Consider the following 25,587-nt stretch of genomic DNA (forward strand, 5'->3'; position numbering starts at 1 on the left):
TTGGCATTCTAAGATGTGGATGGCAAATACCAATCTTGGTCTGCTGATAATTGATGACAAAAAGGACAGAAGATCACCCTCTGTCCTTTTAAATGGCTTAAGCGGTCGCTTAGGCGGCTGTCACATCTGCCATCAGCTTAGCATTGTGAGCTTTTAGTGCCTCTGGCATGCGCTCACCCAGCTTTTCAAATAGTTCAGCGTGGCTCTCTAGCTCTTTGATCCACAGATCTTTGTCTTGGCTGGTGACCAGATCAAACTGCGCTTTACTAAAGTCAGACTCATCCCAGTTGATGTCATCATAAGTTGGGACTAAGCCAATCGGTGTCTTAACGGCATTGGCAGTACCTTCACAGCGCTCGATAATCCACTGCAGGACACGCATGTTTTGACCAAAGCCTGGCCAGACGAAGTCGCCATTCTCATCACGGCGGAACCAGTTGACTTTAAACATTTTTGGCAGGCTGTTGCCAGCAGCTTCAGCTTTGGCACCGACGCTTTCACCCATTTGTAGCCAGTGGTTGAAATAGTCAGCCATGTTATAGCCAGCAAATGGTAGCATCGCAAATGGATCACGACGGACGATACCTTGCGCGCCAGTGGCTGCGGCGGTGGTTTCAGAACCCATGGTGGCGGCCTTGTACACGCCATCGACCCAGTCAAATGCTTCTGAGACCAGTGGCACGGTATTGGCACGGCGGCCACCGAAGATGAATGCAGAAATCGGCACACCCTCTGGATTTTCCCATTGAGGATCGATCGATGGGCATTGGGCTGCCGATACGGTGAAGCGAGCATTGGCATGCGCTGCGCGCTCTTCGCCAGTGTGAGGCTCGCGCTTCCAGTTGGTTAGGTTTGCAGGGGCTTCTTTGGTTTTGCCTTCCCACCAGACTTCACCGTCATCCGTAACCGCGACATTGGTGTAGATGACATCGGTGCTAAGCGTACTCATGCAGTTTGAGTTGGTTTTGGTGTTGGTACCTGGTGCGACACCAAAAAAGCCTGCTTCAGGGTTGATCGCGTATAGTTTGCCGTCTTTTGATGGCTTGATCCAAGCGATGTCATCACCGACAGTCTCGACTTTCCAGCCTTCGTAGCCTGCTGGTGGGATCAGCATGGCAAAATTGGTCTTGCCACACGCTGATGGGAAAGCAGCAGCGATGTAGTGTTTTTTGCCTTGTGGATTGGTCACGCCTAAAATTAGCATGTGCTCAGCCAGCCAGCCTTGCTCGCGACCCATGGCTGATGCGATGCGCAGTGCTAGGCATTTTTTGCCAAGTAGAGCATTGCCGCCGTAGCCTGAGCCATACGACCAGATCTCACGCGTCTCAGGGAAATGCACGATGTATTTGTCATCATTGCAAGGCCAAGCGACATCTTTTTCGCCGTCAGCCAAAGGCTTACCAACGGTGTGTACGCATGGCACAAATTCGCCATCAGTACCCAGCACATCGTACACAGCCTTGCCCATGCGCGCCATCTTGCGCATGCTGACCACTACATACGGTGAGTCAGTAATCTCAATGCCGATATGCGCGATGTGGCTGCCCAATGGACCCATGCTAAAAGGCACCACATACATGGTACGACCAGCCATACAGCCATCGAACAGGCTATCAAGCTTAGTGCGCATTTCATCTGGAGCAATCCAGTTATTGGTAGCACCAGCGTCGGCTTCATTTTCTGAGCAGATAAAAGTACGATCTTCAACACGAGCAACATCCGATGGATCAGAAAAAGCCAAATAGGAATTTGGATGCTTTTCTTCGTTCAATTTGATCATCGTGCCATTGTCGATCATCAAGTCGATCAAGCGCTGATTTTCTTCTTCTGAGCCGTCGCACCATTCGATGGCAGCTGGCTTGGTTAATGCGGCAATCTTGGCTACCCAATCAATTAGGGCTTGGTGGCGGACAAATTCTGGTGCAGTAATCGTTGCAGTCATGATGAAGTCTCATTTGATAAGAAAATGCAGATTTGCAGGCTGTCACATTATTGACATCAAAAATTGATATCATTAAAATTCAAAAAAGTGTAACAAATTGATGCAAATCTTTTGAAAGTCAATATTATGCCATAAAATCTGTTCGATGATAAGTATCCTAATGTAAATAAATACTGGTATTTTTTTATTAAATGATAAATCAAATCTGCGATCGCTAGTCTTGCGATTGTTTTTATTGTAAAAATTGATACCTGTTTTGCCGATCTGTGTTAGCCAAAATGCTTTTTTGGGTGCTCTTATTATTTGATTTTAAAATAAGACAGTGGGTGAATAGCCTACCAACAGTCGGTGACTGATTTATTATAATAAGGCTTGACCAGTCGCGGAATTGGCATTTAACACTAAAAATTCAGCGAAAATCCCACAAAAATGCTACAATCTGCGTAAATGTATCAGCTTTAGGAAATCTCATGGCAAAGGCCAAATCAAGCTATGTCTGCCAAAACTGCGGTGCGATGTATGGCAAATGGGCAGGGCAATGTACCGACTGCGGTGAGTGGAATACACTGATCGAAGCGCCTAACACTGCCTTACCACATCACACCAAAAAATCAAGCAGCACAGTAGCTGCTCCCCGTAAGACTGCCAACTATGCAGGTGCAACCAGTGGCGTGATGACGCTGGACAATGTCGGCGTGACGCTGGAGACTCGGATGCCGACAGGGATCGGTGAGTTTGACCGTGTGCTGGGTGGTGGACTTGTAGCGGGGTCGGTGGTGCTGATTGGTGGCGATCCGGGGATTGGCAAATCGACGATTCTGTTGCAAACTGCCATTAATATGGCAGCAAGTGACAGCCTATCAGGCTCTGCGCTTTATATCACTGGTGAAGAGAGTCTGTCGCAGGTGGCGATGCGCGCCAAGCGACTTGGTTTGCCGACTGACCGCTTGCGAGTGCTGGCTGAGACCAATGTCGATACCATCTGCATGGCGTTGACCGCAGAGCAGCCAGCGATTGCGGTGATTGACTCGATTCAGACACTATTTACTGAGATGATACAGTCAGCACCTGGGGGTGTGGCACAGATTCGTGAGTCGGCGGCGATTTTGACTCGCTATGCCAAGCAGACAGGTACGGCACTGTTTTTGGTGGGTCATGTAACCAAAGAAGGGGCGCTGGCTGGTCCACGAGTGCTTGAGCATATGGTGGATACGGTGCTGTATTTTGAAGGGGAGTCGGACAGTCGCTTTCGTATGATTCGTGCGGTGAAGAACCGTTTTGGGGCGGTTAATGAACTGGGTATTTTTGGCATGACAGATACCGGGCTAAAAGAAGTTGCCAATCCGTCGGCTATTTTTTTGAGTCGCTATGATAAGCCAATTGCAGGGTCTGTAGTGATGGTCAGCCGTGAAGGCACTCGTCCGCTACTGGTTGAAGTGCAGGCATTGGTAGATAGCTCGCAAGCACAGCCACGACGCATGGCGCTAGGTCTTGATTATCAAAGATTGTCTATGCTCTTGGCAGTCATGCACCGTCATGGCGGCATTCACACCAGTGGCATGGATGTCTATGTCAATGTCGTCGGTGGGGTTAAGGTGATGGAGACAGGCTCGGATTTGGCGGTATTGCTCGCTTGTGCATCAAGCATCCGTGAAAAAGCGTTGCCCAATCGTTTGTGTGTATTTGGCGAAGTGGGCCTATCAGGGGAAATTCGCCCTGTGCCAAACGGTCAAGAGCGACTAAAAGAAGCGATGAAGCACGGCTTTACTCATGCCATTGTGCCACGCGCCAATGCGCCGCAGGCGGGCAATCGTCAGTTTGCTGGCATCACCATCATTGCAGTGGATCGGTTGGATGATGCGATTTATCAGGCGTTTGAGATACAGTGATGGATATTGTTGTAAATCTATCCGCGCAGCACCGATCATTTAAAAACCCGCCTTTTTAGAAGATATCAGCCAAAGTGGGTGCGCCATCATAGTGTTAAACCAAATAAAGCACGGATGATAACCGTGCTTTATCTTATATGGCTTATCATGATCACACATCAACACACGGCATTATCCCTATTGATATGCAATACTTATCTTGTCATAACCAAAGTCTAAAGCTAAGATAATAGCTCTGTGATGTGCCGACGCTTATCACAATCCCAAAAAATCCACCACAAAATCGCTGCCAGGGGTCGCAAACAATTCAGCAGGACTGCCGATTTGCTCGACTTTACCATGGTTCATGACCACGATCTTATCAGAGATGGCTTGGGCTTCTTCTTGATCATGGGTGACCATGATGCTGGTGATACCGATCTCGCGCTGAATGTCTTTGAGTGAAGTGCGCAGCTCTTTGCGGACTTTGGCATCGAGTGCGCCAAATGGCTCATCGAGCAGCAAGAGCTTGGGATTGGTGGCCAAGGCGCGCGCCAGTGCGATACGCTGACGCTGACCACCTGACAGTTCGTGTGGATAGCGTTTTTTGGTGTGTGGCAGCTGCACCAGTTCAAGCAGTTCATCAACACGGCGCTCGATTTGCTCGGTACTTGGGCGTTCGTTTTTTGGGAGTAGTGTCAAGCCAAAGGCGATGTTCTGGCCGACGGTTTGATGGCGAAACAGGGCGTATTGCTGAAACACAAAGCCGATTCCGCGGCGCTGAACAGGGATGTCAGTGACATCTGTGCCATCGAAAAATATCCGTCCACTGTCAGCATTTTCTAGGCCAGCGATGATGCGCAGCAGCGTTGTCTTGCCGCAGCCAGAGGGGCCAAGCAAAGTGGTCAGCTCACCTGTCGGCACCTCGATATTAATGTCATCGAGTGCCACAAAGTTGCCAAAGCGCTTATGAATGTTTTGAATTTTGATACTCATCGGTCTGCCTTTATTAAGATATAATTAAAAATATAAACTAAATTAGTGGCGAGTATTGCGACTCATGATGCCCTGAACCAACAGCGTCACCAGTGCCAAGAGTGCCAGTAAGCTTGATAGCGCAAATGCCAAAGTAAAGGCGTATTCGTTATAAGCGATCTCGATCATCAGCGGCATGGTATTGGTCTCACCACGAATATGTCCTGAGACGACACTCACCGCCCCAAACTCACCCATCGCACGGGCATTGGTCAAGATGATGCCATACAGTAGTGCCCATTTGATATTTGGCAAAGTCACTTTCCAAAACATCTGCCAGCCATTTGCGCCAAGCGTTAGCGCTGCTTCTTCTTCGCTATCACCTTGTGCTTGCATCAGTGGAATCAGTTCACGCGCGATGAATGGAAAGGTGACAAATAAAGTGGCAAGCACGATACCCGTGGTCGCAAAAATCACCTGAATCCCCATGCTCTCAAGCCAACCACCTAATAAAGTATTGGCGCCAAATACCAGCACGAACATCAAACCTGCCACCACTGGCGAAACTGCAAATGGCAGATCTAAAAGGGTGGTGATGACAAATTTACCACGGAATTTGTGGCGGGTGATCAGATAAGCCAGTGCCACGCCGATGAGCGTATTGACTGGCAAAACGATGGCGGTGGTAATTAAGGTAAGCTTAATCGCGGATAGCGCATCAGGTTCAAGCAATGCAGCTTGATAAGCCTGCCAACCATCTTTGAGCGCCTCATAAAACACCGACACCAAAGGCACCACCAACATCACCATCATAAAGGCGATGGCAATGAAAATCAGCAGCCATTTGACCCATGGGTTGTCTTTTGTTGCTGGGTTTTTTTGGTAGGCGTAATGCGTTGAAACTGCCATAATAAACCAAACCTTAATCCACTGAATTTAAACAATAATTAAAAATCTCAAAGTACTACTTTAATTGGTCTTCGCACCCAAGCGAGCCGACAGACGCCACTGTGCGTAGTTGATGGCAAATAGCACAATCAATGACAACAGCAGCATAAATAATGCCACGCAAGCTGCACCGGCGACATCAAATTGTTCAAGTTTTGAGACGATGATCAGCGGCAGAATCTCAGATTGCATCGGAATATTACCCGCAATAAAAATCACCGAGCCATATTCACCAGTGGCACGAGCGAACATCATCCCAGCACCGATCAGCATTGCAGGTGCGATCTCAGGCAAAATCACTCGGCGAAAGGTGGTCAAGCGAGACGCGCCCATCACTGCCGCTGCTTCTTCAAATTCGACTGACAGCTCAGCCAATACAGGCTGTACGGCACGCACGATAAAAGGAAAGCTGACCACAACAAGCGCAAGCCAGATGCCAATCGGCGTGAAGGCAATCTTAATCGGCTCACCTGTCAAGGCGATGCCAATTTTACTAAACCATTGACCAAAAAAACCATTGGGCGCGTACAAAGTGGCCAGTGCAATGCCCGTCACCGCGGTCGGCAGTGCAAAAGGCAAATCCACCAATGCATTAATGAATGACTTTCCCCAAAATTCATAGCGCACCAACACCCAAGCGATCAGCGTACCAAATACCAAATTGGTCAAAGTCGCCAAAGCCGCCATCGATAAGGACAGCTTAATGGCCGCAAAGACCTGAGGCTCTTTGATGGTGCGTATGATGTCTGCAAAATCCATCTGCAATGTGGTGATAATCATCATCGCAAATGGCAAAATCACCAGCAATGATAATGCAAAAACACTCACACCCATGCTCAGCCCAAAAAATGGCATGACTCGGCGAGCGCGATTTTTGAGGGGTGTTTGGGGTTGTGACATGAGCATTCCTACAGTTAATCATCAAGATAAAGATGGCTGTACTTTACGGGATGGCCATCAAAACCGCCAGCGCAAAAATTGAATTTTTATTTTCTAAAATGGAATTTATACCAACGCTGTGATGGCATCAAGGCACAAAATTCATCAACACAGCGTTAATAGCTTTAAAATTATCAACAAACATGCGATAATGAGAATTGTACAGCTGTTCGCTAGCCATCCTTTATAGGTATCCTAATGATAAAATTACTACAAAAATCGGCTTTGATAATTGCCTTATCGTTACCGTTTATGGCTTATGCCAATAGCGCCGCATCACTCACAGCGCACGAAGAGGCGGCGGTTGATTTTTGTTCTTTTGCTACCGAGGGCGTGATGCGTATTGCAGCGGCTCGTCAAGTTGGGATTGATAAAGCCAAGCTGGTCGGTGAGCTGAATCAAAGCATGGGCGCGATGAGATCGCAGATGGCTGCTGCGACTGCCGACACACTGGATCAATATTGGAAAGATGCCACCGAGCGTCTATATCAAGAACCCATTTATGACAGCGAGCCTGACAAGCAGGCTTTTGTGATGGCAGTTGGTGAATCTTCTTTTAATCATTGTCTTGAGCAAACACTTGCAGCGCCCAAAGCTTAAGTGTTAATTTATTAAGTATTTAATTATTTATTGTATTTATGATGATCACCATAGATACAAACCAATGCAGATAACGCGATATGACCGACAGTACTTTTACTCATTTTGAAGATTTGCCTTTGTCGCCATCGACGCTAAAGGCGGTCAAGGCACTCAATTTCGCCAAATTAACGCCAATTCAGGCGCAGATTTTGCCACACACCTTGGCAAATCAAGATGCCATCGGGCAGGCGCAGACAGGCACGGGCAAGACGGCGACTTTTTTGATTACTATTATCGAAGCGTTATTAAAGAAGCCTTTTGCCAAAGATGAAAAACGCTATTTGGGTGAGCCGCGCGCTTTGGTGCTGGCACCGACGCGTGAGCTTGCTCAACAGATTTTGGCGGATTGTCGTGAGTTGACTCGATTTAGCGAGCTGTACAATCTGTGCATCACAGGTGGCGCCGATTTTGATAAACAAGCCGAACAAATCAATAAGCGACCACTTGATATTCTCATCGGTACACCAGGGCGTATCATTGATTGGGTAAATAAAGGCGTGCTGTTCTTGGATCGTGTGGAAGTCTTTGTACTTGATGAAGCCGATCGTATGCTTGACATGGGTTTTATCCCTGATATTAAGCGTATCGTGCGTCATATGCCTGCCAATACCGACCGCCAAAGTTTGCTATTTTCGGCGACATTTAACCAAGATGTGATGAATTTGGCGTATCGATGGCTGTATCATCCTGCCTTTGTTGAGATTGCACCCGAATCCAAGACCAATACTGCCATTGAGCAGAAATTTTATCTATTGACCGAGCGTGAAAAGATGACCGCTTTGCGTCAAATTTTGTCAGACAAAGCGGTCAAAAAAGCCATTGTCTTTGCCAATCGTAAGGATCAGGTCAAGCGACTGTACGATAACCTACGCCGCCATCATGAGGTGACAATGCTGTCAGGTGATGTCGCTCAGCAAAAACGAGAGCGATATTTGCAGCGTTTCAAAGATGGTCAGGTGAATATTTTGGTGGCGACCGATGTGGCAGGGCGTGGCATTCATGTCGATGATGTGACTCATGTGATTAATTTTACCTTGCCTGATATGCCTGATGACTATGTGCATCGCATTGGGCGTACGGGCCGAGCGGGTCATACTGGGGTGTCGATCAGCTTTGTTAGTGAAAATGATGCTTTTAATCTACCTGCATTAGAGTCGCATATTGACCAAAAATTCAAACTCAGCCAGTTTGATTTTGAGGAAGCAACCGAAGCATCAGATGGTCATACGGCAGATTTGGGCGACGCATGATCCCTGATTTGACACTCACGCCGACTCGGATTCCGCTGTCCTTGTACATTCATATACCGTGGTGTATCAAAAAATGCCCTTATTGCGACTTTAATTCGCACGCATTGCCCAGTGATACACCGTTTGCTGATTATGTCGATGCATTATTGGCGGATGCGTCATCACAGGCGCGATTTTTGGCAAATCGTGAAATTTCGACAGTATTTATCGGTGGTGGTACGCCTTCATTATTGCCCATCGATGAGATGGCACGGCTATTTGTAGGGCTTAAGCAAATCCTACCTTTTGCCAAAGACTGTGAAATCACGCTAGAAGCCAATCCTGGTACGCTTGAGTACGCACCGTTTGAGTCTTATTTGGATATCGGTATCAATCGCTTGTCGATTGGCGTACAGAGCTTTGATGGCACAGCTTTATCAGTGCTTGGGCGTATCCACAATCCTGATCAGGCCATCACTGCCATCATTAATGCAAGGCAAGCAGGCTTTGAGCGCATCAATGCTGATTTGATGTACGGCTTACCAAGTCAAACACCAAGTCTTGCTGTACATGACATCACCACTGCCATTGATGTTGGTGCAACGCACATTTCATGGTATCAGCTGACCATTGAGCCTAATACCGCTTTTCATCGCACGCCGCCTGATCTGCCTGATGAAGAGACGATGGAGGCCATCGAGACGGCAGGGCGTGATGTATTGACACAGCATGGATTTGATAATTATGAAGTCAGTGCATGGGCAGGCAGAGCCGATAGCCCGTGTCGGCATAATATGAACTATTGGCAGTTTGGCGATTATCTGGCGATTGGCGCAGGCGCACATGGCAAAGTTACCGTCGCCGACCAAGTGGATTTGGCAGAGGGGATTTATCGTTTTCAAAAATCACGCCTGCCAAAAGATTATCTAAATTATCAAGGTGCGCCAAAAATGGTGAACTTTGAGATCATTGCTCAAGAAAATCTACCGTTTGAATTTATGATGAATGCCTTACGCTTACGCCGTGGGACGACGACACAAGTTTTTGAAGAGCGAACTGGCTTATTTGTTAGCACCATTGATAATGAAATGATGCCGCTACAGCATCAAGGATTAATGGTATTTGATCCTTTGCTGATTGCGCCGACAGAGTTGGGTTTTCGTTATGTCAATCATCTGGTAAGTCAGTTTTTGTGATGATGCATATGTATGATTGATGATTTTGAATCGTAAAAAACTCGCCATCATCGGGGCGAGTTTTTTGTTGGTAAACTGCTTACAGCTTGTTTTCAACTTTTTGAGCGGTGTTGCTGACTGCATCGCCAGTTTTTGAAACATCTTTACCAAATCCTTTGACGGTGTTACAACCAGTCAAAACGAACACAGCTGCCAATGATGCGATGATTACTTTTTTCATAATACTGTCCTTGATGTAAAACATGAATGGATTGTGGCGCAATGTTTGATGACCACATGGTTATCTTAGCGAAATTTTTGATGGAATGCCAGTACTGGATGCATTTTGACAATTATTTTTACATTTTGATAAATTTTGGCAATATCTGACAGCTTTTACTGGCGATTTGGCGCATTTGGCAGTACAATAAAGCATATTATCACGAATATTGATCCACACTTATGACAGACGCACTCATTCACATCGTGCTTTTTTCACCAAAAATCCCCAATAATACTGGCAATATCATCCGCCTGTGCGCCAATACAGGGGCGCAGCTGCATCTGATTAAGCCATTGGGCTTTGAGCTGGATGATACCAAGCTTAAACGAGCAGGCCTTGATTACCATGAATACGCCAATCTGCAGGTACATGAGGATTGGGCGAGTGCCAAGGCGGTGCTGATGGCTGACGGCGTTAGCCGATTTGTGGCGATGACGACCAAGTTCAGCCGACCATTTTATGACTATGATTTTGGGCTTGATGGCCATAGTGATGCGCGTGGTGTGGCGGTGGTATTTGGATCTGAGACCGATGGCTTGCCTGATGATGTGCGCGCTGATATCGGTGCGGATAATTGGCTAAGGCTGCCGATGCTGCCACAATCTCGCAGCCTAAATCTAGCTAACAGTGTCTCGATTTGTCTGTATGAAGTGTGGCGACAGCTTGGTTTTGTGGGTGATGTTGGACAAAGTGTCGGCTATCACAAACCGACTTCCAGATAATATAAGCAACTGATTAAAAGGGAATGATTATGCCACAAGTCATCATAGAGCTGTCCGATAGCATCCAAGTGGATGAGTCATTATTACTGCATGCGGTCAATCAGGCATTGGATGCCAGCGGTGTGTTTCGCTTGCAAGACATTAAATCACGGCTGTATCGGCCAGAGCATGTATTGATTGGCGATGGCGACTGCGGGCAGGGCTTTGTGTATGCCAAAGTCGCCATCTTACCAGGGCGTAGTGATGCCATCAAAGCGCAGCTTGGGGCAAGTGTGCTTGGCGCACTAAAATTCGTGCTTGATGAAGATAACCTTGGCGTACAATATGGTGTAGAAGTCGTTGATTTATCAGAACATTATTTTAAATTATAAGTAATTTTTGATGGGTGTCATCACATCGACGGACGCCAGCGCAGCGCTGCTAAAACTTCCCCTAAGCAATAAAACTGTGCTACAATAGGCTCATTTAAAATCATAAAAAGAGAGCAACATGTTTCAATTACATCCAACCCTTGCTAAGGATACTTTTTTGGTGGGGGATTTTCCATTATCCACGGTGCGCCTGATGAATGACTGTCAGTTCCCGTGGCTGATCTTGGTGCCGCGCGTCTCTGGCATTAAAGAGATCTATGAGCTTAGCCAAGCTGATCAAGTGCAGTTTTTGCGCGAATCAAGCTGGGTATCTAGCCAAATGGCAAAAATTTTTGGCGCTGACAAAATGAATGTCGCTGCCCTTGGTAATCAAGTGCCGCAGCTGCACTTTCATCACATCGTCCGTTATCAAAACGATGTGGCTTGGCCAAATCCTGTATGGGGGCGTCCTGCCATCCCTTATACTGGCGAGGTCTTAACTCACATGCAGCAAACCTTGATGATGGCATTGCGCGGTCATCATGAGATGCCTTTTGATTGGAAGATGGATGTATAATTTATAAGTAGTTATTTTATTTTTTTTAAAATAACATATAAACCCTGTCTGTGTGGCAGGGTTTTGTTGTTTTATATACAGATTTGGTCATTGATGAATGCGATCTTGAGAGCTGACTTTCAAATCATCCTCGAAGTGTGCATCGGATTGGCATGGTGTTCAGCCATCATCTGGGGTATAATGACAGCTTAACTTGCAATGCAAGATGACGGAGTGATCGGGGGAGAGATGGCCGCGCCAAAATTATATCTACTGACCAATGATGATGAGATTAATACCTTGCTTGAAAAGCTCGAGCGAGTGTTTGATACGGGCGCGGTGTCTTTATTGCAAGTGCGCCGCAAATCAACGCTAAAGCTGTATGATCTGGCGACGGTGTATCGTGAAGCTGAGCTGATCGTAAGCCTTGCTAACGACTATGACATCGATGTGGTGATGAACGATGATCTGGAGCTGGCCTCGCATTTTGGCACAGGGCTGCACTTGGGTCAGCGCGATGGCAGTGTACGAGTTGCGCGCGAGATTCTGGGGGAGGATGTGGTGATCGGGCGCACTTGCCACACTGACATCGCTTTATTTAAACAAGCGCGCAAAGAGGGGGCGACTTATGGGGCGATGGGTACAGCTTTTGCATCGATCACCAAGCCTCGCGCTAGTATCATCTCTCGCGAGACGCTCACCAAAGCCAGTGAGTTTGATTTTCCGCTGTGCATCATCGGCGGCATCGCTTTGGATAATGTGCTACAGCTGCGCGATGAGCTGCAAGGCGCACGCGTCGAGTACATCGCCGTGACAGCCGATATCATGGGACATTCGGTCGATACGATCGCTGATAAATGCCGTGCTTGGCAACAAAAACTAAATAATTGGTAGTATGTGGTAAATATCATGACACAAGATTTTGCGCCAGACTTGGGAGAGTTACCGACGCAGGCGAATTATAAAAAAACGGTGAGCTGCTTAGGTGGTGCGGATTTGAGCTTTTGGCTGTCGCATATTGCCCATCATGAAAATCGCTTGATCGTCATGGTGGCCAATACCCAAAATGAGCTCAATCAACTGGACACTGAACTGGCTTTTTTTGGGGTGAATGCTAAGGTTTTTCCCGATTGGGAGATCTTAGCGTATGATCAGCTATCCGTCCATCAAGACATCATCTCCGAGCGCATCGCATTGCTGACAAACATGCCAAAGTCAGGCGTGTTACTGGTTAGCGTACAGACATTGATGCAGCGCATCGCACCGCCATCTTGGTTCATCGGCCAGCACTTTGATTTAAAAGTTGGGGATAAATTTGATATCGGACAAGAACGCGAGCGATTGACTCAAGCGGGCTACACTCACACTGACACGGTGTTTGAGCCCGGTGAATTTGCGGTTCGTGGCAGCATCATCGATATATTTGCCATCGGGCAGAGCCTGCCGTTTCGTTTGGACTTATTTGATGATGAAATTGAGACCATCAAATTTTTCGACCCTGAAACGCAGCGTACCCATACTGATTTAAGTTTAGAAAAATTAAAAAAAGATGCAGAATCTTCTTTGAATCTACATCAGCCACATAAGCTGCCTACACGCGCCAAAATCGATCAATTTTCATTATTACCAGCCAAAGAATTTGCCCTAGAAGAAGGCCGCGACCTATTTCGCCAGAATTTCGCCAGTTTGTTTCCTGCTGCCAGTGCGCGCAAGATCGACCTGTATAATGATGTGATGGCGGGCATTGCGCCACAGGGCATTGAGTATTACGCACCGCTGTTTTTTGAGCTTGAGCAGTGGATGACGATGGGCAGCCTGTTTTCTTATTTGCCAAAAGATGCGCTGATCATCAGCCATCACGACATGGCGATGCATCACCAAGAGCATTGGATGCAGATTCAGACGCGCTATCATTCACGCGCGCATGATGTACAGCTGCCGATTCTGCCACCTGATTATTTATTTTTTCAAAATAATGAATTTCATCAAGCATTAAAGAATTATCCTCGCATTATCATCGAGCGTACCGATGATCCGAGTTTGCAGTCGATGCCGATGCTTGCGCCGCCATCGTTACCAATCAATCATCAAGCCCCCGAACCCTTGGCAGCACTCCTTGAATTTATCAAATCATCGACAGTGCCAGTGCTGCTGGTGGCCGAAAGCGCTGGTCGCCGTGAGATCATTCTTGAGCTATTAAAAGGCAAAATTAGCACCGAACTGGTGTCGGATTTCGGGGAGTTTTTGGCCAAAAAACACCAATTTGATGGCTCAAAAATCGCCATCAGCGTCGCTGGGATTGAGCGCGGATTATGGCTTGATACGCCTGATGGCTTTGTGGTGATCAGCGAGACGCAGATCTTTGGTCGTCAAGTACTCCAGACGCGCCGACGCCGCCAATCAAGCATCTCACAGGCGTTTTTGGTCAAATCAGTCACCGAGCTTGCTGAAGGGTCGCTTGTGGTGCATTTAGAACATGGGATCGGCCGTTATCAAGGCTTGATTGCGCTGGATCTGGGTGAGGGTGAGCAAGAATTTATTCACCTAAAATACGCCGATGATGCCAGCATCTATGTGCCGATCACCAATCTGGCACTGATCGGCCGTTACAGTGGTACTGATTCTGAAGCGGTAGCGCTGTCAAAGATCGGCTCAGGCAAATGGGAGAAATCCAAACAAAAGGCGCTCGAGCAGATTCATGATGTTGCAGCAGAACTGCTCAATGTACAAGCGCGGCGCAATGCCAAATCCGGCATCAGCTTTGAGATTGATATGGCGCAATATGAGCTGTTCGCCAGTCAGTTTGCTTTTGAAGAGACCATCGATCAGGCAGCCGCCATCGAAGCGGTGATGCATGATATGAAGCAGTCTAAGCCGATGGATCGCCTGATCTGTGGCGATGTTGGATTTGGCAAAACCGAAGTGGCGATGCGCGCGGCATTCATCGCAGTGCAAGCAGGCTATCAGGTCGCGGTGCTGGTGCCGACGACACTACTGGCAGGTCAGCATGAGGACAGTTTTTTGACGCGCTTTGCTGATTGGCCGATCCGTGTTGAGGGCTTGTCACGCTTTGGCAGCAAAAAGCATCATGATAAAGTCATCGAATCGCTGGTTGATGGCACGGTGGATATCGTCATCGGCACCCATAAGCTGTTGCAAGATGAGGTGAAATTCAAACGCTTGGGTCTGATGATCATCGATGAAGAGCATCGATTTGGCGTGCGCCATAAAGAGCGCATCAAAGCCATGCAAACAGACATTGACAGCTTGTCGATGACAGCCACGCCCATACCGCGAACGCTGAATATGGCGCTGTCGGGGATGCAGGATATTTCGATCATCGCCACGCCGCCTGCGCGCCGATTGGCGATCAAGACTTTTTTATTGCCAAAATCCGATGAAGTCATCAAAGAGGCGATTTTACGGGAGATTTTGCGCGGCGGTCAGGTGTATTATTTGCACAATGATGTCGCGAGCATCGAAGCGGCAGCTGACAGCTTGCGCGAGCTGATCTCTGAGGCTCGGGTGGCTGTGGCGCACGGGCAAATGCACGAGCGCGAGCTTGCGGCTGTGATGAATGATTTTTATCATAAAAAATTCAATGTCTTGGTCGCCAGCACCATCATCGAAACGGGCATCGATGTGCCAAATGCCAATACCATCATTATCCACCGCGCTGATAAATTTGGTATCGCGCAGTTGCATCAGCTGCGTGGACGCGTGGGACGAAGCCATCATCAGGCTTATTGTTATTTGATGGTACCATCCTTAAAAGGTCTGTCTTCCGACGCCAAAAAACGCCTCAATGCCATCACACGCGCCAATACACTGGGCGCAGGCTTTATGTTGGCATCTGAGGATTTGGAGATTCGTGGTGCAGGCGAGATTTTGGGTAAAGAGCAATCAGGCAATATGCAGACCATCGGCTTTGGGCTATACATGGACATGCTTGAGCGTGCCACGCGTGCGATCAAACAGGGCAAAACCCCAAGTCTTGCCACGCCGCTGGATTTGGTGAGTGACATTAACATACACGCATCGGCGCTGATTCCAGATGAGTATATGGGTGATGTGCATGAGCGATTGGTTTTTTATAAAAGAATCAGTGGCTTAGATGAGGTAGATGAACTCATCGACATTCGCACTGAGATGATTGATCGGTTTGGCGCACTGCCAGATCAAACCCAAAACCTTTTTGCTGTGCATCGCATTCGCATACGCGCCAAAAAACTTGGCATTACCAAAATTGATGCAGCTGAGCATGCCATCACTATTGAGTTTCGCCCTGATACGCCGGTCGATGCTCTGGCGATCATTAAGCTGATTCAATCAGGCGGCGATTATCGAATGCAAGGCGCTACAGGTATCCGCTTTAATGCCAAAACCGCGATGCAGACCCAAGAGCGCATTGATAAGGTCAATGAACTGCTGCTGTATTTTGAGGCGGCGATTACAGATGATAACGGCGGTACGGACTAACAGACGGCTGCCAATCTTGAGCGATTAAAACCAATCTTCCAATAAAAAAATGCCCGTTCTGACCTCTGCTGTATTTGGTGGGACGGGTCGATTTTTTTGGGGTAGCGTTGGTTTATTGGTAGCGGCCGACTGTTTGGCAGACAGGCTGCTTGGGGGCTGTGCGCCATCGATGAGCCTGACAGGTAGGGGGCTTTTGGCCAGCTGAATATGTTGACAACCAGTCAAGCACAACACCAAAAACACCCATAGCCAGTGCATAAAGGCAGTGCGCATCGATCAATTTGACCAGATCGGATCGCGGACGGTACCTGAGCTTAAGATCGTGCGCGATGCATTGCTGGTCAGGCTGCGTATCACCAAGCGACTTTGATTGCCTTGGCTTGCGGCATAGACGATGCTGTTGCCCGAAGGGGAGAAGCTGGCTGAGACCTCTGTTCCAGGCACAGCAAAGCTTTGCTGTACACGACCTTGAGGGCTTGCGATCACAATGCGACCTGAGGCGACATAGACCAATTTTGAGCCATCTAAGCTTAGGCGAGGGTTTGAGGCGCGAGCGGCGATCTGCTGGCTGCGGCCGCTATTAAAATCATAGCGTTGTAGGCTTTGGCTGCGCGTGCCATGATCGGCAGTATAGATAAAGCCTGAGCCATCAGGCAGATAATTTGGAGAGTTCTCAGCGCCACTTAGATTGGTGATGCGCTCCAGACGATTGGCGTTTAGATGTAGCCGATAGATATTTGGGTTGTTATTTTCATGACTGCCTGAAAATAGCAGACTTGTGCCATCAGGGGAAAAGTTTGGCGCCAAATTATGCCCCCAAAACGGGGTCACAAGCTGTGGCTGACCGCCAGACACCGAAATCACGCGTATGACTGGCAGTCCTTGATTGGCTTGGGTGCTATAAGCAATCTGTGTACCATCTTTTGAAAACACAGGCGTCATGATCGAGCCTGATACGGTGTCTAGCGTGCGAATGGTTTGGCCGCTGACATCCATGATTTTTAGGCTGGAAGTCTTGTTGGTGGGTGAGCTGCTTTCTTCGACATAAGCGATCACACCAGTCAGATCCGAGGTGTTGCCAGTGATGGCTTGGAAGATCTGATCGCTGACTTTGTGGGCGGCGGCACGTTTGGCAGTGGGCGTGTTGTCACTGATCTGAGTTTGTTGGCTGCTGACAGTGCCAGTTTGGGTATTGATGATTTGATAATTAATGGCGACTTTATTACCTGTGATTGAATGCACTTGTCCTAACACCACATGCTGATAGCCAGCATTGCGCCATTGGGTGAGGCTGCTTGTGATCTGTGCGCTGCTTTGGGTAAGCATCGGCAGATTTTGGCTGTTGGCACCCAGGCCTGCGCCATCAAGCAGCGAGCTGATGGTGCCTGATAGTGCAGCATCACCAGCAAACGGCATAATCGCGACAGGTTTTTGGCTGGCAGCGACTTGTTTGGTGATCACCAATACTTCATCATCGCTCGCTGTCTGATTGGCGTGGGCTGTGATGGCAGCTGTGCTGAGTGCGATGATCAATGATTGGGTGAATGCTTGGCTAAATGTTGAGGGCTTGATGGTTTTCATAACATGCTCTTATTAAAATAGGGTGAATTTTGATGCATGGCTTGCTCGGCTGTATTCTTAAAACTCATCAGCAGAGTCACTGCTGCTGGGTGCGCTGATCAGCTGTTCGGTGGTAAACTGCATTTTGATGCTGTTTCTTATGCCTGCCAATTCTGTAAAGGGGGCAGCTGCATGCACCGACGCGGTCACTGATTCGCGCAAATCGGGATGACCACCGCCAAAGCTGATGCCAGTGACATTGCCTTGATCATCAAGATTGACCTGAAAACTGATGGTCTGATTTGGCTGATTGGGATAGCGTTTCCAGATGCTCTCGATGCGACTTCTGACTGAGGATAGCGCACTGTTAATCTCAGCACGCGATGGCTGTCTGCTTGGAAGAGCGCCGCCAGCAGCAGCGCTCTCGGCCTCGGCAAATACGCCATCAATGCTGTTTGATGGTTCGCTGATGGTGTCATTGGACTGCATCGGATCAAAGCTTGGCTCAAACAACGATGGCTGGCTATTTGCGATCTGTGTTGATGAGTGTCGCACGCGCGGCTGATCATAAGTGCGCTGGCTTTGGGCTTGGATCAGTGCTTGATCAGCAGGTGTGATGGCTGTCGTGCTTTGCTTGGCATCGTGATGGGCTTTTAGCGCTTGACTGGCTGCGGCAAATTGCTCTTGGCTGGCTAATGTCGTCTGAATGCCAGTATCGGTCTGTGGTGGTGAGATGATCGGTGCGCCGATGGCTACCAAGATGATCGCATGACCAAGTACGCTGGCCAAAATCGGCAGCGTCCAGACCGAACGATCGGCTGTCTGATCGGGCGTTTTGGCATGAGAAGGGGGATTTGGCATACTCACCTACTTAATTGGCCTGATCTTAGTTGGCGGATTCGCTCAATAAGCTGACTTGATTGATGCCAGCATTTTGGATCAATGCCATGATGCGCATGATCTGGCTGTACGGATTGTTGGCATCGGCATTGACCATCACTTGCAGGCGATCATTCTCGCTGTGCATTTGGCGCAGTAGGGCATCCAAGCCTTGATCATCGATCGGAGCATCGATGGCGTTTTTGTGGCTGACAAACAGCTGACCATCAGCATTTAGACTGACGATGACAGGCAGATCTTCGCTTTGGGTGATGGGTTTTGTGTCTTCTTTGGGTAGCGATACCTCGACGCCTGTGCTGAGCATCGGCGCAGTGACCATAAAAATCACCAACAATACCAGCATCACATCGATGTATGGCACGACATTCATCTCTGCAGTAAGCGGCTTGGTGCGTCGGGCGAAACGATTAGATGCCATAAGGATGCTCTTGTTCGGCGCTAAGTTGTGCTGACTGTACTGGGTGTGATGGCTTGGCAAATTTTTCGACCAAAGCACTCATCAAGCTTTCGCCAAACAAGCTTCTATTCTCATACACACCATTGGCTTTGGCAGTAAAATGATTAAACGCCATCGTCGCAGGGATCGCAGCAAACAGACCCAATGCCGTCGCAATCAGCGCCTCGGCGATACTCGGTGCGACTGTGGCAAGACTCACCGAATCAGCCTGACCCAATCCGATGAACGCATTCATAATTCCCCAAACTGTGCCAAATAAGCCAATATAAGGTGATACCGAACCGATGGTTGCCAGTGTTGATAAGCCTTTTTCTAATTTTACCTGCTCAGCACCCATCGCGGTACGCAGACGACGCTCGATGATGCCAAGCTTTTTATCATCAGCCAAAGCCGCGTCTGTGTGCGCCAAACCTTCATAAAAAATCGCCTCAAGGCCAGTGCGCTCGGTTTCTTGTCGCACCACAGACAGCTGCTTATCGATGTCATCACTCCAAAACCAAGCCTGAAATCTGTCATCAAAGCGGGATGCGCCACCGATCTTGGTGGTCAGATGAAAAATAAGAATCCAGCTTAGGATGGAGAGCGCCAACAGCAGTGCCATCACGAGCTTGACCACCAAGCTGGCTTCTAAGATGAGGGAGATAAGACTGATCGATTCGTTCATGGTTAATTGACAGTTTGATTAAGAAATTGCCATCATTATACCACAAGTGAATTGATTTGCTAGATTTGAAATGCACAGAACATCGCCACTACCAGTCATGTGATTGTAGCTCGATGCGCAGTTTTTTGCGTTCTTTGGCCATCTCAAAGCGCTTTTTGGAGATCTCGTCATGCAGCGCCAAAGGTGCGACCGCCACAGGATTACGCTGATCATCGACCGCCACCATGCTAAAATAGCAGCTGTTGGTGTGGCGTGTGGTGCGAGTCTGAATGTTTTCGGCCTCGACACGAATGCCGACTTCCATCGAGGTGGTGCCGACATGGTTGATGCGCGCAAAGAAAGTCACCAGCTCACCAACATAAATCGGCTCTTTGAAAATCACTTGATCCACCGACAAAGTCACTACATAGCCGCCAGCATAGCGACTGGCGCAGGCATAAGCGACTTGATCGAGTAGCTTTAGGATGGTGCCGCCATGCACATTGCCAGAAAAATTGGCCATATCAGGCGTCATCAATAGCGTCATCGTCAAATCGGTCGGTGCGATGTTAGGGGTGAGATTTTGTGTCATACAACTTCCTTGTGGTGTTCGCTCATCTTTTAGGGCTTGGATTTGATGAATAAATGTGTTATTGATATGACAATCAACATCAATGGCTGCTCTTGCCATGTCACTCAATACTCAGCACAGTAAGCGAATGCTGCTGATCGGCATGATAATTTGGCTTTTAGTATAAAAACTGTCCACGATGCTGTACAGTGGGCTTTTTGTACTGATCGGTCAGCGATGGAGGATGCGAATCAGTGATGGAGTCTTATAGGCAATTTGGTGGTTTTGGCAGTCCGGCAATGCGATTGACATGACGAGCAACCAGACCTGTGTTAAACAATGCTTGTAGTTTTTGATTATTAATATCAAGCTCAGGCAAGGTGTTCATCAGATGCTTAATCAAAGGGCGAGTGGCAGGACTGTGATGATAAGTCTCAAAAAATGCACGCACTTGGGCTAAGATTTGATAGTGCTCATCGCTAAGCGATACATCAAGCGTATCTGCCAATGTCTGAGCGACGGCTGGTGTCCAGTCCAAATGATTGACCAAATGTCCATCATCATCCAGTAATAAGGCTTGTTCTGTCATTGTATTATCTATTTTCAGTGATTGCTTAATTCAAAAAGTCAGCACGGTATCATAGTCATCAAGCGTGGGCTGACCGATCGTCAATACCGCTTGAATGGCAGGACTTAGTTTGGTCAATTCATCAGAAAACTCGTGATAAGCTTTTGGCAAATCATACAGCTCAAGCGATTGCACCATGCCATAGATGCGAGTAGATTCATCCATCAACACTGTTAAGCTACCCTTGCCAAATGATAACTGTACAGCATGGTCAAAAGTCGCCAAAGTGAACGCCAGAGCAATGGCTTCATAGCTGATCAGCTCGCTATCTGTGTTAATTTTTATTAAAAATTTCATAAAACCCCTAATACTGCACCACTTGTACGCCATCAATCAGCAATGCCAACTCAGACAGTCCCACAAGGCGAAACGGCGTGCGTAGATTGTCGCCATCTAATCCATGGCGTTTGGCATTTTCACCATCGGTGATGCCACGAGCGAGCGCCGTGCTGACACACACCGGTAAATCCAGCTGATATTGCTCTGATAAAGTCACCCAGCCATCGCTAATACTTGGCACATCGGCAGTCTGCCACATAAGGCGATTGGCGGTATAAGCGCCATCACCATAAAAAAATACTGACACCGTCTCACCTTGTGACAATCGCGCTTTGGCATCTGCCAAGGCAAGCTTGGCTTGGTGAGTATGTGGCGACGCACTGACTAATATTAGAATTTTTGATATGGACATAAGATAATTTGATATAATGGAATTGTGATCAGGTTTTATCAGAAATAATCAAAGCTTTGACTTATTATAACGCAAATTTTGGTGTAAAATAAGTTGAATTTGGATTTTGTGCTACATGGGTGTAGCTTTGAGATGGTCGTCATGAGTTCATTTGATTTTATCCCTAATAAAGAACAGCTGGATATTTTGGCGCTTGCCAGTCCGTTTGCATTGCAGATTTATCAAAAGCACACACAGCGTGCTGAAGCTTTTTTGGGTGAGTTTGGCTTTGGTACATCGATGACTCGAGCTGATTTTGATGGGTTGGTGCGTCGATTTGTCGGGCTTGGCACGACCAATTATCTAGATAGTATCAATGAAGAGATGGTGATGCAGGGGCTGCGTGAACTGCGTCGCTTTTTGATGCTCAAATGGATTTGGCAAGATGCATTGGCGGTGATTACGCTTGAAGATTTAACCCGTGAGCTGTCTGATTTTGCCGATAGTTGTATCAGTTTTTCAAAAGATTTTGTTTATCATAAATTGACCAATCGCTATGGCGATCCGATCATCCGTCGTAAGACTAAGCAGCTCAAAGATGAGCTTGCCATCATTGCCATGGGTAAACTTGGCGCACGAGAGTTGAATTTATCCAGCGACATTGATTTGATTTTTGTGCATATTGATAATGGCGATACCGATGGTAAAAAGTGTATCGACAGCCATAAATTCATGCGTGATTTGGGTCGTGGGGTGATCAAGCTGCTTGATGAGAATACCGAACATGGCTTTGTGTTCCGTGTCGATATGCGTCTGCGTCCATGGGGTGATGGCTCGCCTTTGGTGCTGCATTCACAAGCATTAGAAAAATATTTTAATCAGCATGGGCGAACTTGGGAGCGGTTTGCTTGGCTAAAAGCTCGTGTGGTCAATGACATCAGTGATGAGTTCGCCACCCAATTACGCCAAATTACTAAAAACTTTGTTCATCGTTATTATATTGACTACAGTGCCTTTAGTGCACTTCGTGAAATGAAAGCGATGATTATCAATCAGCAAACCCAGCGTCAGGATCTTGACAATGTCAAACTTGGCGTGGGCGGTATTCGTGATATTGAGTTTATTGTACAAGCGTTTGCACTGATTTATGGCGGGCATCATGTACGGATTGCTGAGCATCCTGCGTGTCTTGAGTGTATGCAGGTGCTGACTGAGCTTGGTTATATCGATGCCGAAGAAAGTAAGCAGTTATCATCGGCGTATCGTTTTTTGCGTCGGCTTGAGCACGCCATCCAAGCACGCCATGATCACCAGACCCAAAGACTCCCAAGTGATGCTGATGAGCTTTTAGCGATTGCTCAGACGCTTGGTTTTGAGTCGGTGTCGTCGTTCCGCTCTGTACTTGATGCACATCGCCAAAATGTCAGCCGACCGTTTGGGCGTATGGTGACTGACCGCCAATCACCCAAGCAAGAAAGCCTAAATGCTGAGCAAATCGGTGAATCACTGCATGAGACCTTGGGTGATGATGCGATGGCACAGCTTGATGAGTTTATGAACTCAAGACTGGTTGGCTCGCTTGATGATGTCTCAAAAGAGCGACTTGCTCAAGCCTATCCAATTATTTTACACGCACTATTGACCCATGCGCAGATGGATGGTGTGCAGTCTGCGATGATGGCACTGCCACGACTGATTGCATTGCTTGAAGCGATTTGCCGCCGCTCGATTTATCTAGTGATGCTGACCGAAAACCCTGATGCCACCGTGCGACTGATCCCGATGCTATCAGCCAGTCCTTGGATCGCCAAAGAGTTGGCGCACTATCCTGTACTACTTGATACTTTCTTACAAAAACGCTATCTGCATCTGCCGGATAAGAGTGAGCTGACCGATATTTTACGCCAAAGCCTGCTTCGTGTTGAGCCTTTTGATGACGAAGGGTATTTGTCAGCCATTCGCCTATTTAAAAAGACTCAAGTACTGGCAGTGGCAACCGCTGATGTGTTAGGGCTTCGCCATATCATGAAGGTGTCAGATAGCCTGACATTTATCGCTGAAGTGGTGCTTGAGTCGGCGTTGTATCGAGCCTTTGATGAGCTGACGGCAAAACATGGTTTCCCATTACTTCAAAATGGCGAGCGTGCTGATGTCGATGACTGTGGCTTTGCCATCGTCGGCTATGGCAAGCTTGGCGGGCTTGAGATGAGTTATGCGTCCGATTTGGATTTGGTGTTTTTGCATCGCATTGATGAAAAGGGCGAAACCGATGGCGATAAGCCAATCAGTGGCATGAAATTTGCCGCACGACTGGTGCAAAAACTGATGACCTATCTGGCCACCCAGACTCGTGATGGCCGTGCTTATGAGATTGATACTCGCTTGCGTCCGTCGGGCAATGCTGGCGTGCCAGTGATTTCTACCCATGCCTTTGAGATGTATCAAAACGAAAAGGCTTGGGCGTGGGAGCATCAAGCTTTGGTGCGCGCGCGTGGCATCGTTGGTGATGATCAGGTGTTGGCAGAATTTGATCAGATTCGCAAAAAAATCCTGACCCAGCAGCGAAATCCAGATCAAGTGCGCAGCGATGTCATCGAGATGCGCCAAAAAATGCAAACCCATCTTGGCACTAAGACCAGCAGCCGTGATGGCGATCATGAGCAGTTTCATCTTAAGCAAGATTTTGGCGGCTTGGTAGATATTGAATTTTTGGCGCAGTTTATGGTGCTCAGCCTGTCGCATGAGTATCCGACATTGGCGATTTGGCCAGACAATGTGCGTATTTTTGAGGAAGTTGAAAAAGCAGGTATCTGGGAGAGTTATCGCTGCCAGAAGCTGACAGAAGCCTATCTACGACTGCGCAAAAAGACCCATGAGCTGGCCTTATCTGAACAAACGACCATCGTCGATGATGATGAATGGCATGAGCTGCGTGACTTTGTACGCCAAGTTTGGCAAGATGTGCTGCTTGGCTAATTGGTTTATCATAAAAAAGTGATCAGGCCATCCTAAAAGCATTTTATTATTTTATCGCATCTGCTATAATCGCTTGAAATTTAACAAACTCAATCATGGAGTAACTTATGAGCATGGCAACCCAAGAAGGCAAAATGTGGCTCGATGGCGCATTGGTCGAACAGCCAGATGCCAAGGTGCATGTACTGACCCACAGCTTGCATTATGGTTTGGCGGTATTTGAAGGCGTCCGCGCTTACCAAACGCCAGATGGCCGTACAGCGATTTTTCGCCTACAAGAGCATACTGAGCGCTTACTAAATTCAGCCAAAATCTTTCAGCTAAACTGTACTTACAGCTTTGATGAGCTGTGCCAAGCCCAAAAAGATGTCGTGCGTCTGAATAACTTGGCTGCTGCCTACATCCGCCCATTGATCTGGGTTGGCTCAGAAAAACTGGGCATCGCCGCCAAGGATAACACCATCCATGCAGCTGTCGCGGCATGGCACTGGGGTGCGTATCTGGGCGAAGATGGTATCAAAAACGGCATCCGCGTCAAAACTTCAAGCTACACGCATCACCATCCAAATGTCACCATGTGTAAAGCCAAAGCGGCCAGCAACTATCCTGTGTCTATCCTAGCCAACCAAGAAGTGACTCGCAACGGCTACGATGAAGCAATCTTGATGGATCCACAAGGCTATGTCTGCCAAGGCTCTGGCGAAAATCTATTTTTGGTCAAAGATGGCGAGCTGCACACGCCTGATTTGGCAGGTGGTGCGCTGGATGGCATCACGCGTCGCACGATTATCCAGTTTGCCCAAGATCTTGGCATCAAGGTGGTTGAGCGTCGAATCACTCGTGATGAGTTCTATTTGGCAGATGAGATCTTTATGACTGGTACAGCGGCAGAAGTGACGCCAATCCGCGAATATGATGATCGCACCATCGGCAATGGCGGTCGTGGCCCAATCACCGAAAAACTTCAAACACTATATTTCGATGTGGTACAAGGTCGCAATGAGCAGTACAAGCACTGGCTTAGCTTTGTGGATGAATAATCTGCAAAGTCATTTGGCTTATAAGCGCTCAAAT

Annotated in this window: 25 protein-coding genes; 12 read left to right on the forward strand and 13 right to left on the reverse strand. The window is 47.8% G+C overall.

Annotation, left to right across the window (positions count from 1 at the left end):
* Nucleotides 1-109: 109 nt before the first annotated feature.
* Nucleotides 110-1,942 (reverse strand): phosphoenolpyruvate carboxykinase (GTP), encoded by a 1,833-nt coding sequence (locus tag AZ602_RS05310; RefSeq protein WP_103034040.1) that lies wholly within the window; start codon nucleotides 1,940-1,942, stop codon nucleotides 110-112.
* Nucleotides 1,943-2,412: 470 nt separating this feature from the next.
* Here AZ602_RS05310 and radA point away from each other — a divergent pair, with 470 nt between their 5' ends.
* The gene (gene radA / locus AZ602_RS05315; protein WP_103034041.1) at nucleotides 2,413-3,831 is read left to right on the forward strand and encodes a DNA repair protein RadA; all 1,419 of its coding nucleotides are present in this window, start codon (nucleotides 2,413-2,415) and stop codon (nucleotides 3,829-3,831) included.
* A gap of 255 nt (nucleotides 3,832-4,086) precedes the next feature.
* On the opposite strand, the gene AZ602_RS05320 is transcribed toward radA, so the two are convergent.
* The 3 genes from AZ602_RS05320 to cysT are packed head-to-tail and all read right to left on the reverse strand — an operon-like array spanning nucleotide 4,087 to nucleotide 6,633.
* A complete protein-coding gene (locus AZ602_RS05320; RefSeq protein ID WP_078317668.1) occupies nucleotides 4,087-4,806 on the reverse strand; it encodes a sulfate/molybdate ABC transporter ATP-binding protein in 720 nt (239 codons plus the stop codon).
* A gap of 42 nt (nucleotides 4,807-4,848) precedes the next feature.
* Nucleotides 4,849-5,694 carry a sulfate ABC transporter permease subunit CysW gene (gene cysW / locus AZ602_RS05325; RefSeq protein ID WP_103034042.1) on the reverse strand — a complete coding sequence of 282 codons (846 nt, stop codon included), beginning with the start codon at nucleotides 5,692-5,694 and terminating at the stop codon, nucleotides 4,849-4,851.
* Nucleotides 5,695-5,754: 60 nt separating this feature from the next.
* On the reverse strand, nucleotides 5,755-6,633 hold the full coding sequence (gene cysT, locus AZ602_RS05330) for a sulfate ABC transporter permease subunit CysT (RefSeq protein WP_369803870.1): 879 nt from the start codon (nucleotides 6,631-6,633) through the stop codon (nucleotides 5,755-5,757).
* 237 nt (nucleotides 6,634-6,870) lie between these two features.
* Between cysT and AZ602_RS05335 the strand changes: the two genes are divergently transcribed.
* From AZ602_RS05335 to hemW, 3 genes are all read left to right on the forward strand, one after another.
* Nucleotides 6,871-7,272 carry a hypothetical protein gene (locus tag AZ602_RS05335; protein WP_103034044.1) on the forward strand — a complete coding sequence of 134 codons (402 nt, stop codon included), beginning with the start codon at nucleotides 6,871-6,873 and terminating at the stop codon, nucleotides 7,270-7,272.
* Nucleotides 7,273-7,352: 80 nt separating this feature from the next.
* The gene (locus tag AZ602_RS05340; RefSeq protein ID WP_103034045.1) at nucleotides 7,353-8,564 is read left to right on the forward strand and encodes a DEAD/DEAH box helicase; all 1,212 of its coding nucleotides are present in this window, start codon (nucleotides 7,353-7,355) and stop codon (nucleotides 8,562-8,564) included.
* A complete protein-coding gene (gene hemW, locus AZ602_RS05345) occupies nucleotides 8,561-9,739 on the forward strand; it encodes a radical SAM family heme chaperone HemW (protein ID WP_103034046.1) in 1,179 nt (392 codons plus the stop codon). Before AZ602_RS05340 ends, hemW begins: the two co-directional genes overlap by 4 nt.
* A gap of 79 nt (nucleotides 9,740-9,818) precedes the next feature.
* Here the strand turns inward: hemW and AZ602_RS05350 are convergent, their stop codons facing one another.
* Complete coding sequence (locus AZ602_RS05350) at nucleotides 9,819-9,959, reverse strand: entericidin A/B family lipoprotein (protein ID WP_078317674.1); 141 nt, start codon at nucleotides 9,957-9,959, stop codon at nucleotides 9,819-9,821.
* A 221-nt stretch (nucleotides 9,960-10,180) separates the two neighbouring features.
* Between AZ602_RS05350 and AZ602_RS05355 the strand changes: the two genes are divergently transcribed.
* The 6 genes from AZ602_RS05355 to AZ602_RS10045 all read left to right on the forward strand — a co-directional run bounded on the left by AZ602_RS05355 (nucleotide 10,181) and on the right by AZ602_RS10045 (nucleotide 16,313).
* Nucleotides 10,181-10,723: a tRNA (cytidine(34)-2'-O)-methyltransferase gene (locus tag AZ602_RS05355; protein ID WP_103034047.1), complete on the forward strand. Its 543-nt coding sequence runs from the start codon at nucleotides 10,181-10,183 to the stop codon at nucleotides 10,721-10,723.
* A gap of 29 nt (nucleotides 10,724-10,752) precedes the next feature.
* Nucleotides 10,753-11,094 (forward strand): 5-carboxymethyl-2-hydroxymuconate Delta-isomerase, encoded by a 342-nt coding sequence (locus tag AZ602_RS05360; RefSeq protein WP_103034048.1) that lies wholly within the window; start codon nucleotides 10,753-10,755, stop codon nucleotides 11,092-11,094.
* Nucleotides 11,095-11,212: 118 nt separating this feature from the next.
* A complete protein-coding gene (locus AZ602_RS05365) occupies nucleotides 11,213-11,650 on the forward strand; it encodes an HIT domain-containing protein (protein ID WP_078317677.1) in 438 nt (145 codons plus the stop codon).
* Nucleotides 11,651-11,848: 198 nt separating this feature from the next.
* Nucleotides 11,849-12,523 (forward strand): thiamine phosphate synthase, encoded by a 675-nt coding sequence (locus tag AZ602_RS05370; RefSeq protein ID WP_227525181.1) that lies wholly within the window; start codon nucleotides 11,849-11,851, stop codon nucleotides 12,521-12,523.
* 15 nt (nucleotides 12,524-12,538) lie between these two features.
* Nucleotides 12,539-16,108 (forward strand): transcription-repair coupling factor, encoded by a 3,570-nt coding sequence (mfd, locus tag AZ602_RS05375; RefSeq protein ID WP_103034050.1) that lies wholly within the window; start codon nucleotides 12,539-12,541, stop codon nucleotides 16,106-16,108.
* 49 nt (nucleotides 16,109-16,157) lie between these two features.
* Complete coding sequence (locus tag AZ602_RS10045) at nucleotides 16,158-16,313, forward strand: hypothetical protein (protein ID WP_158245117.1); 156 nt, start codon at nucleotides 16,158-16,160, stop codon at nucleotides 16,311-16,313.
* A gap of 71 nt (nucleotides 16,314-16,384) precedes the next feature.
* On the opposite strand, the gene AZ602_RS05385 is transcribed toward AZ602_RS10045, so the two are convergent.
* From AZ602_RS05385 to tusD, 8 genes are all read right to left on the reverse strand, one after another.
* Complete coding sequence (locus tag AZ602_RS05385) at nucleotides 16,385-17,689, reverse strand: PD40 domain-containing protein (protein WP_103034052.1); 1,305 nt, start codon at nucleotides 17,687-17,689, stop codon at nucleotides 16,385-16,387.
* Between the two features lie 57 nt (nucleotides 17,690-17,746).
* Nucleotides 17,747-18,529, reverse strand: coding sequence for a cell envelope integrity protein TolA (locus tag AZ602_RS05390; protein ID WP_103034053.1), 783 nt, complete (start codon nucleotides 18,527-18,529; stop codon nucleotides 17,747-17,749).
* A gap of 25 nt (nucleotides 18,530-18,554) precedes the next feature.
* The gene (gene tolR / locus AZ602_RS05395; protein ID WP_199174093.1) at nucleotides 18,555-18,986 is read right to left on the reverse strand and encodes a protein TolR; all 432 of its coding nucleotides are present in this window, start codon (nucleotides 18,984-18,986) and stop codon (nucleotides 18,555-18,557) included.
* Nucleotides 18,976-19,689: a MotA/TolQ/ExbB proton channel family protein gene (locus tag AZ602_RS05400; RefSeq protein ID WP_103034054.1), complete on the reverse strand. Its 714-nt coding sequence runs from the start codon at nucleotides 19,687-19,689 to the stop codon at nucleotides 18,976-18,978. The genes tolR and AZ602_RS05400 overlap by 11 nt, the downstream gene beginning before the upstream one ends.
* Before the next feature lie 88 nt (nucleotides 19,690-19,777).
* A complete protein-coding gene (locus AZ602_RS05405; RefSeq protein ID WP_103034055.1) occupies nucleotides 19,778-20,260 on the reverse strand; it encodes an acyl-CoA thioesterase in 483 nt (160 codons plus the stop codon).
* A 244-nt stretch (nucleotides 20,261-20,504) separates the two neighbouring features.
* Entirely contained in the window at nucleotides 20,505-20,828 is a 324-nt protein-coding gene (locus AZ602_RS05410) for a TusE/DsrC/DsvC family sulfur relay protein (RefSeq protein ID WP_078317685.1), read from the reverse strand.
* Nucleotides 20,829-20,858: 30 nt separating this feature from the next.
* Nucleotides 20,859-21,164, reverse strand: a complete 306-nt coding sequence (locus tag AZ602_RS05415; protein ID WP_227525182.1) for a hypothetical protein — start codon at nucleotides 21,162-21,164, stop codon at nucleotides 20,859-20,861.
* A gap of 7 nt (nucleotides 21,165-21,171) precedes the next feature.
* Entirely contained in the window at nucleotides 21,172-21,558 is a 387-nt protein-coding gene (gene tusD / locus AZ602_RS05420; protein WP_103034056.1) for a sulfurtransferase complex subunit TusD, read from the reverse strand.
* A 141-nt stretch (nucleotides 21,559-21,699) separates the two neighbouring features.
* On the opposite strand from tusD, the gene glnE reads away from it, so the two are divergent.
* The gene (gene glnE, locus AZ602_RS05425; RefSeq protein ID WP_103034101.1) at nucleotides 21,700-24,513 is read left to right on the forward strand and encodes a bifunctional [glutamate--ammonia ligase]-adenylyl-L-tyrosine phosphorylase/[glutamate--ammonia-ligase] adenylyltransferase; all 2,814 of its coding nucleotides are present in this window, start codon (nucleotides 21,700-21,702) and stop codon (nucleotides 24,511-24,513) included.
* Nucleotides 24,514-24,620: 107 nt separating this feature from the next.
* Nucleotides 24,621-25,553 carry a branched-chain amino acid transaminase gene (locus AZ602_RS05430; protein ID WP_103034057.1) on the forward strand — a complete coding sequence of 311 codons (933 nt, stop codon included), beginning with the start codon at nucleotides 24,621-24,623 and terminating at the stop codon, nucleotides 25,551-25,553.
* Nucleotides 25,554-25,587 lie beyond the last annotated feature (34 nt).

The organism is Moraxella sp. RCAD0137 (assembly GCF_002894025.1).
GTDB lineage: Bacteria > Pseudomonadota > Gammaproteobacteria > Pseudomonadales > Moraxellaceae > Moraxella > Moraxella porci.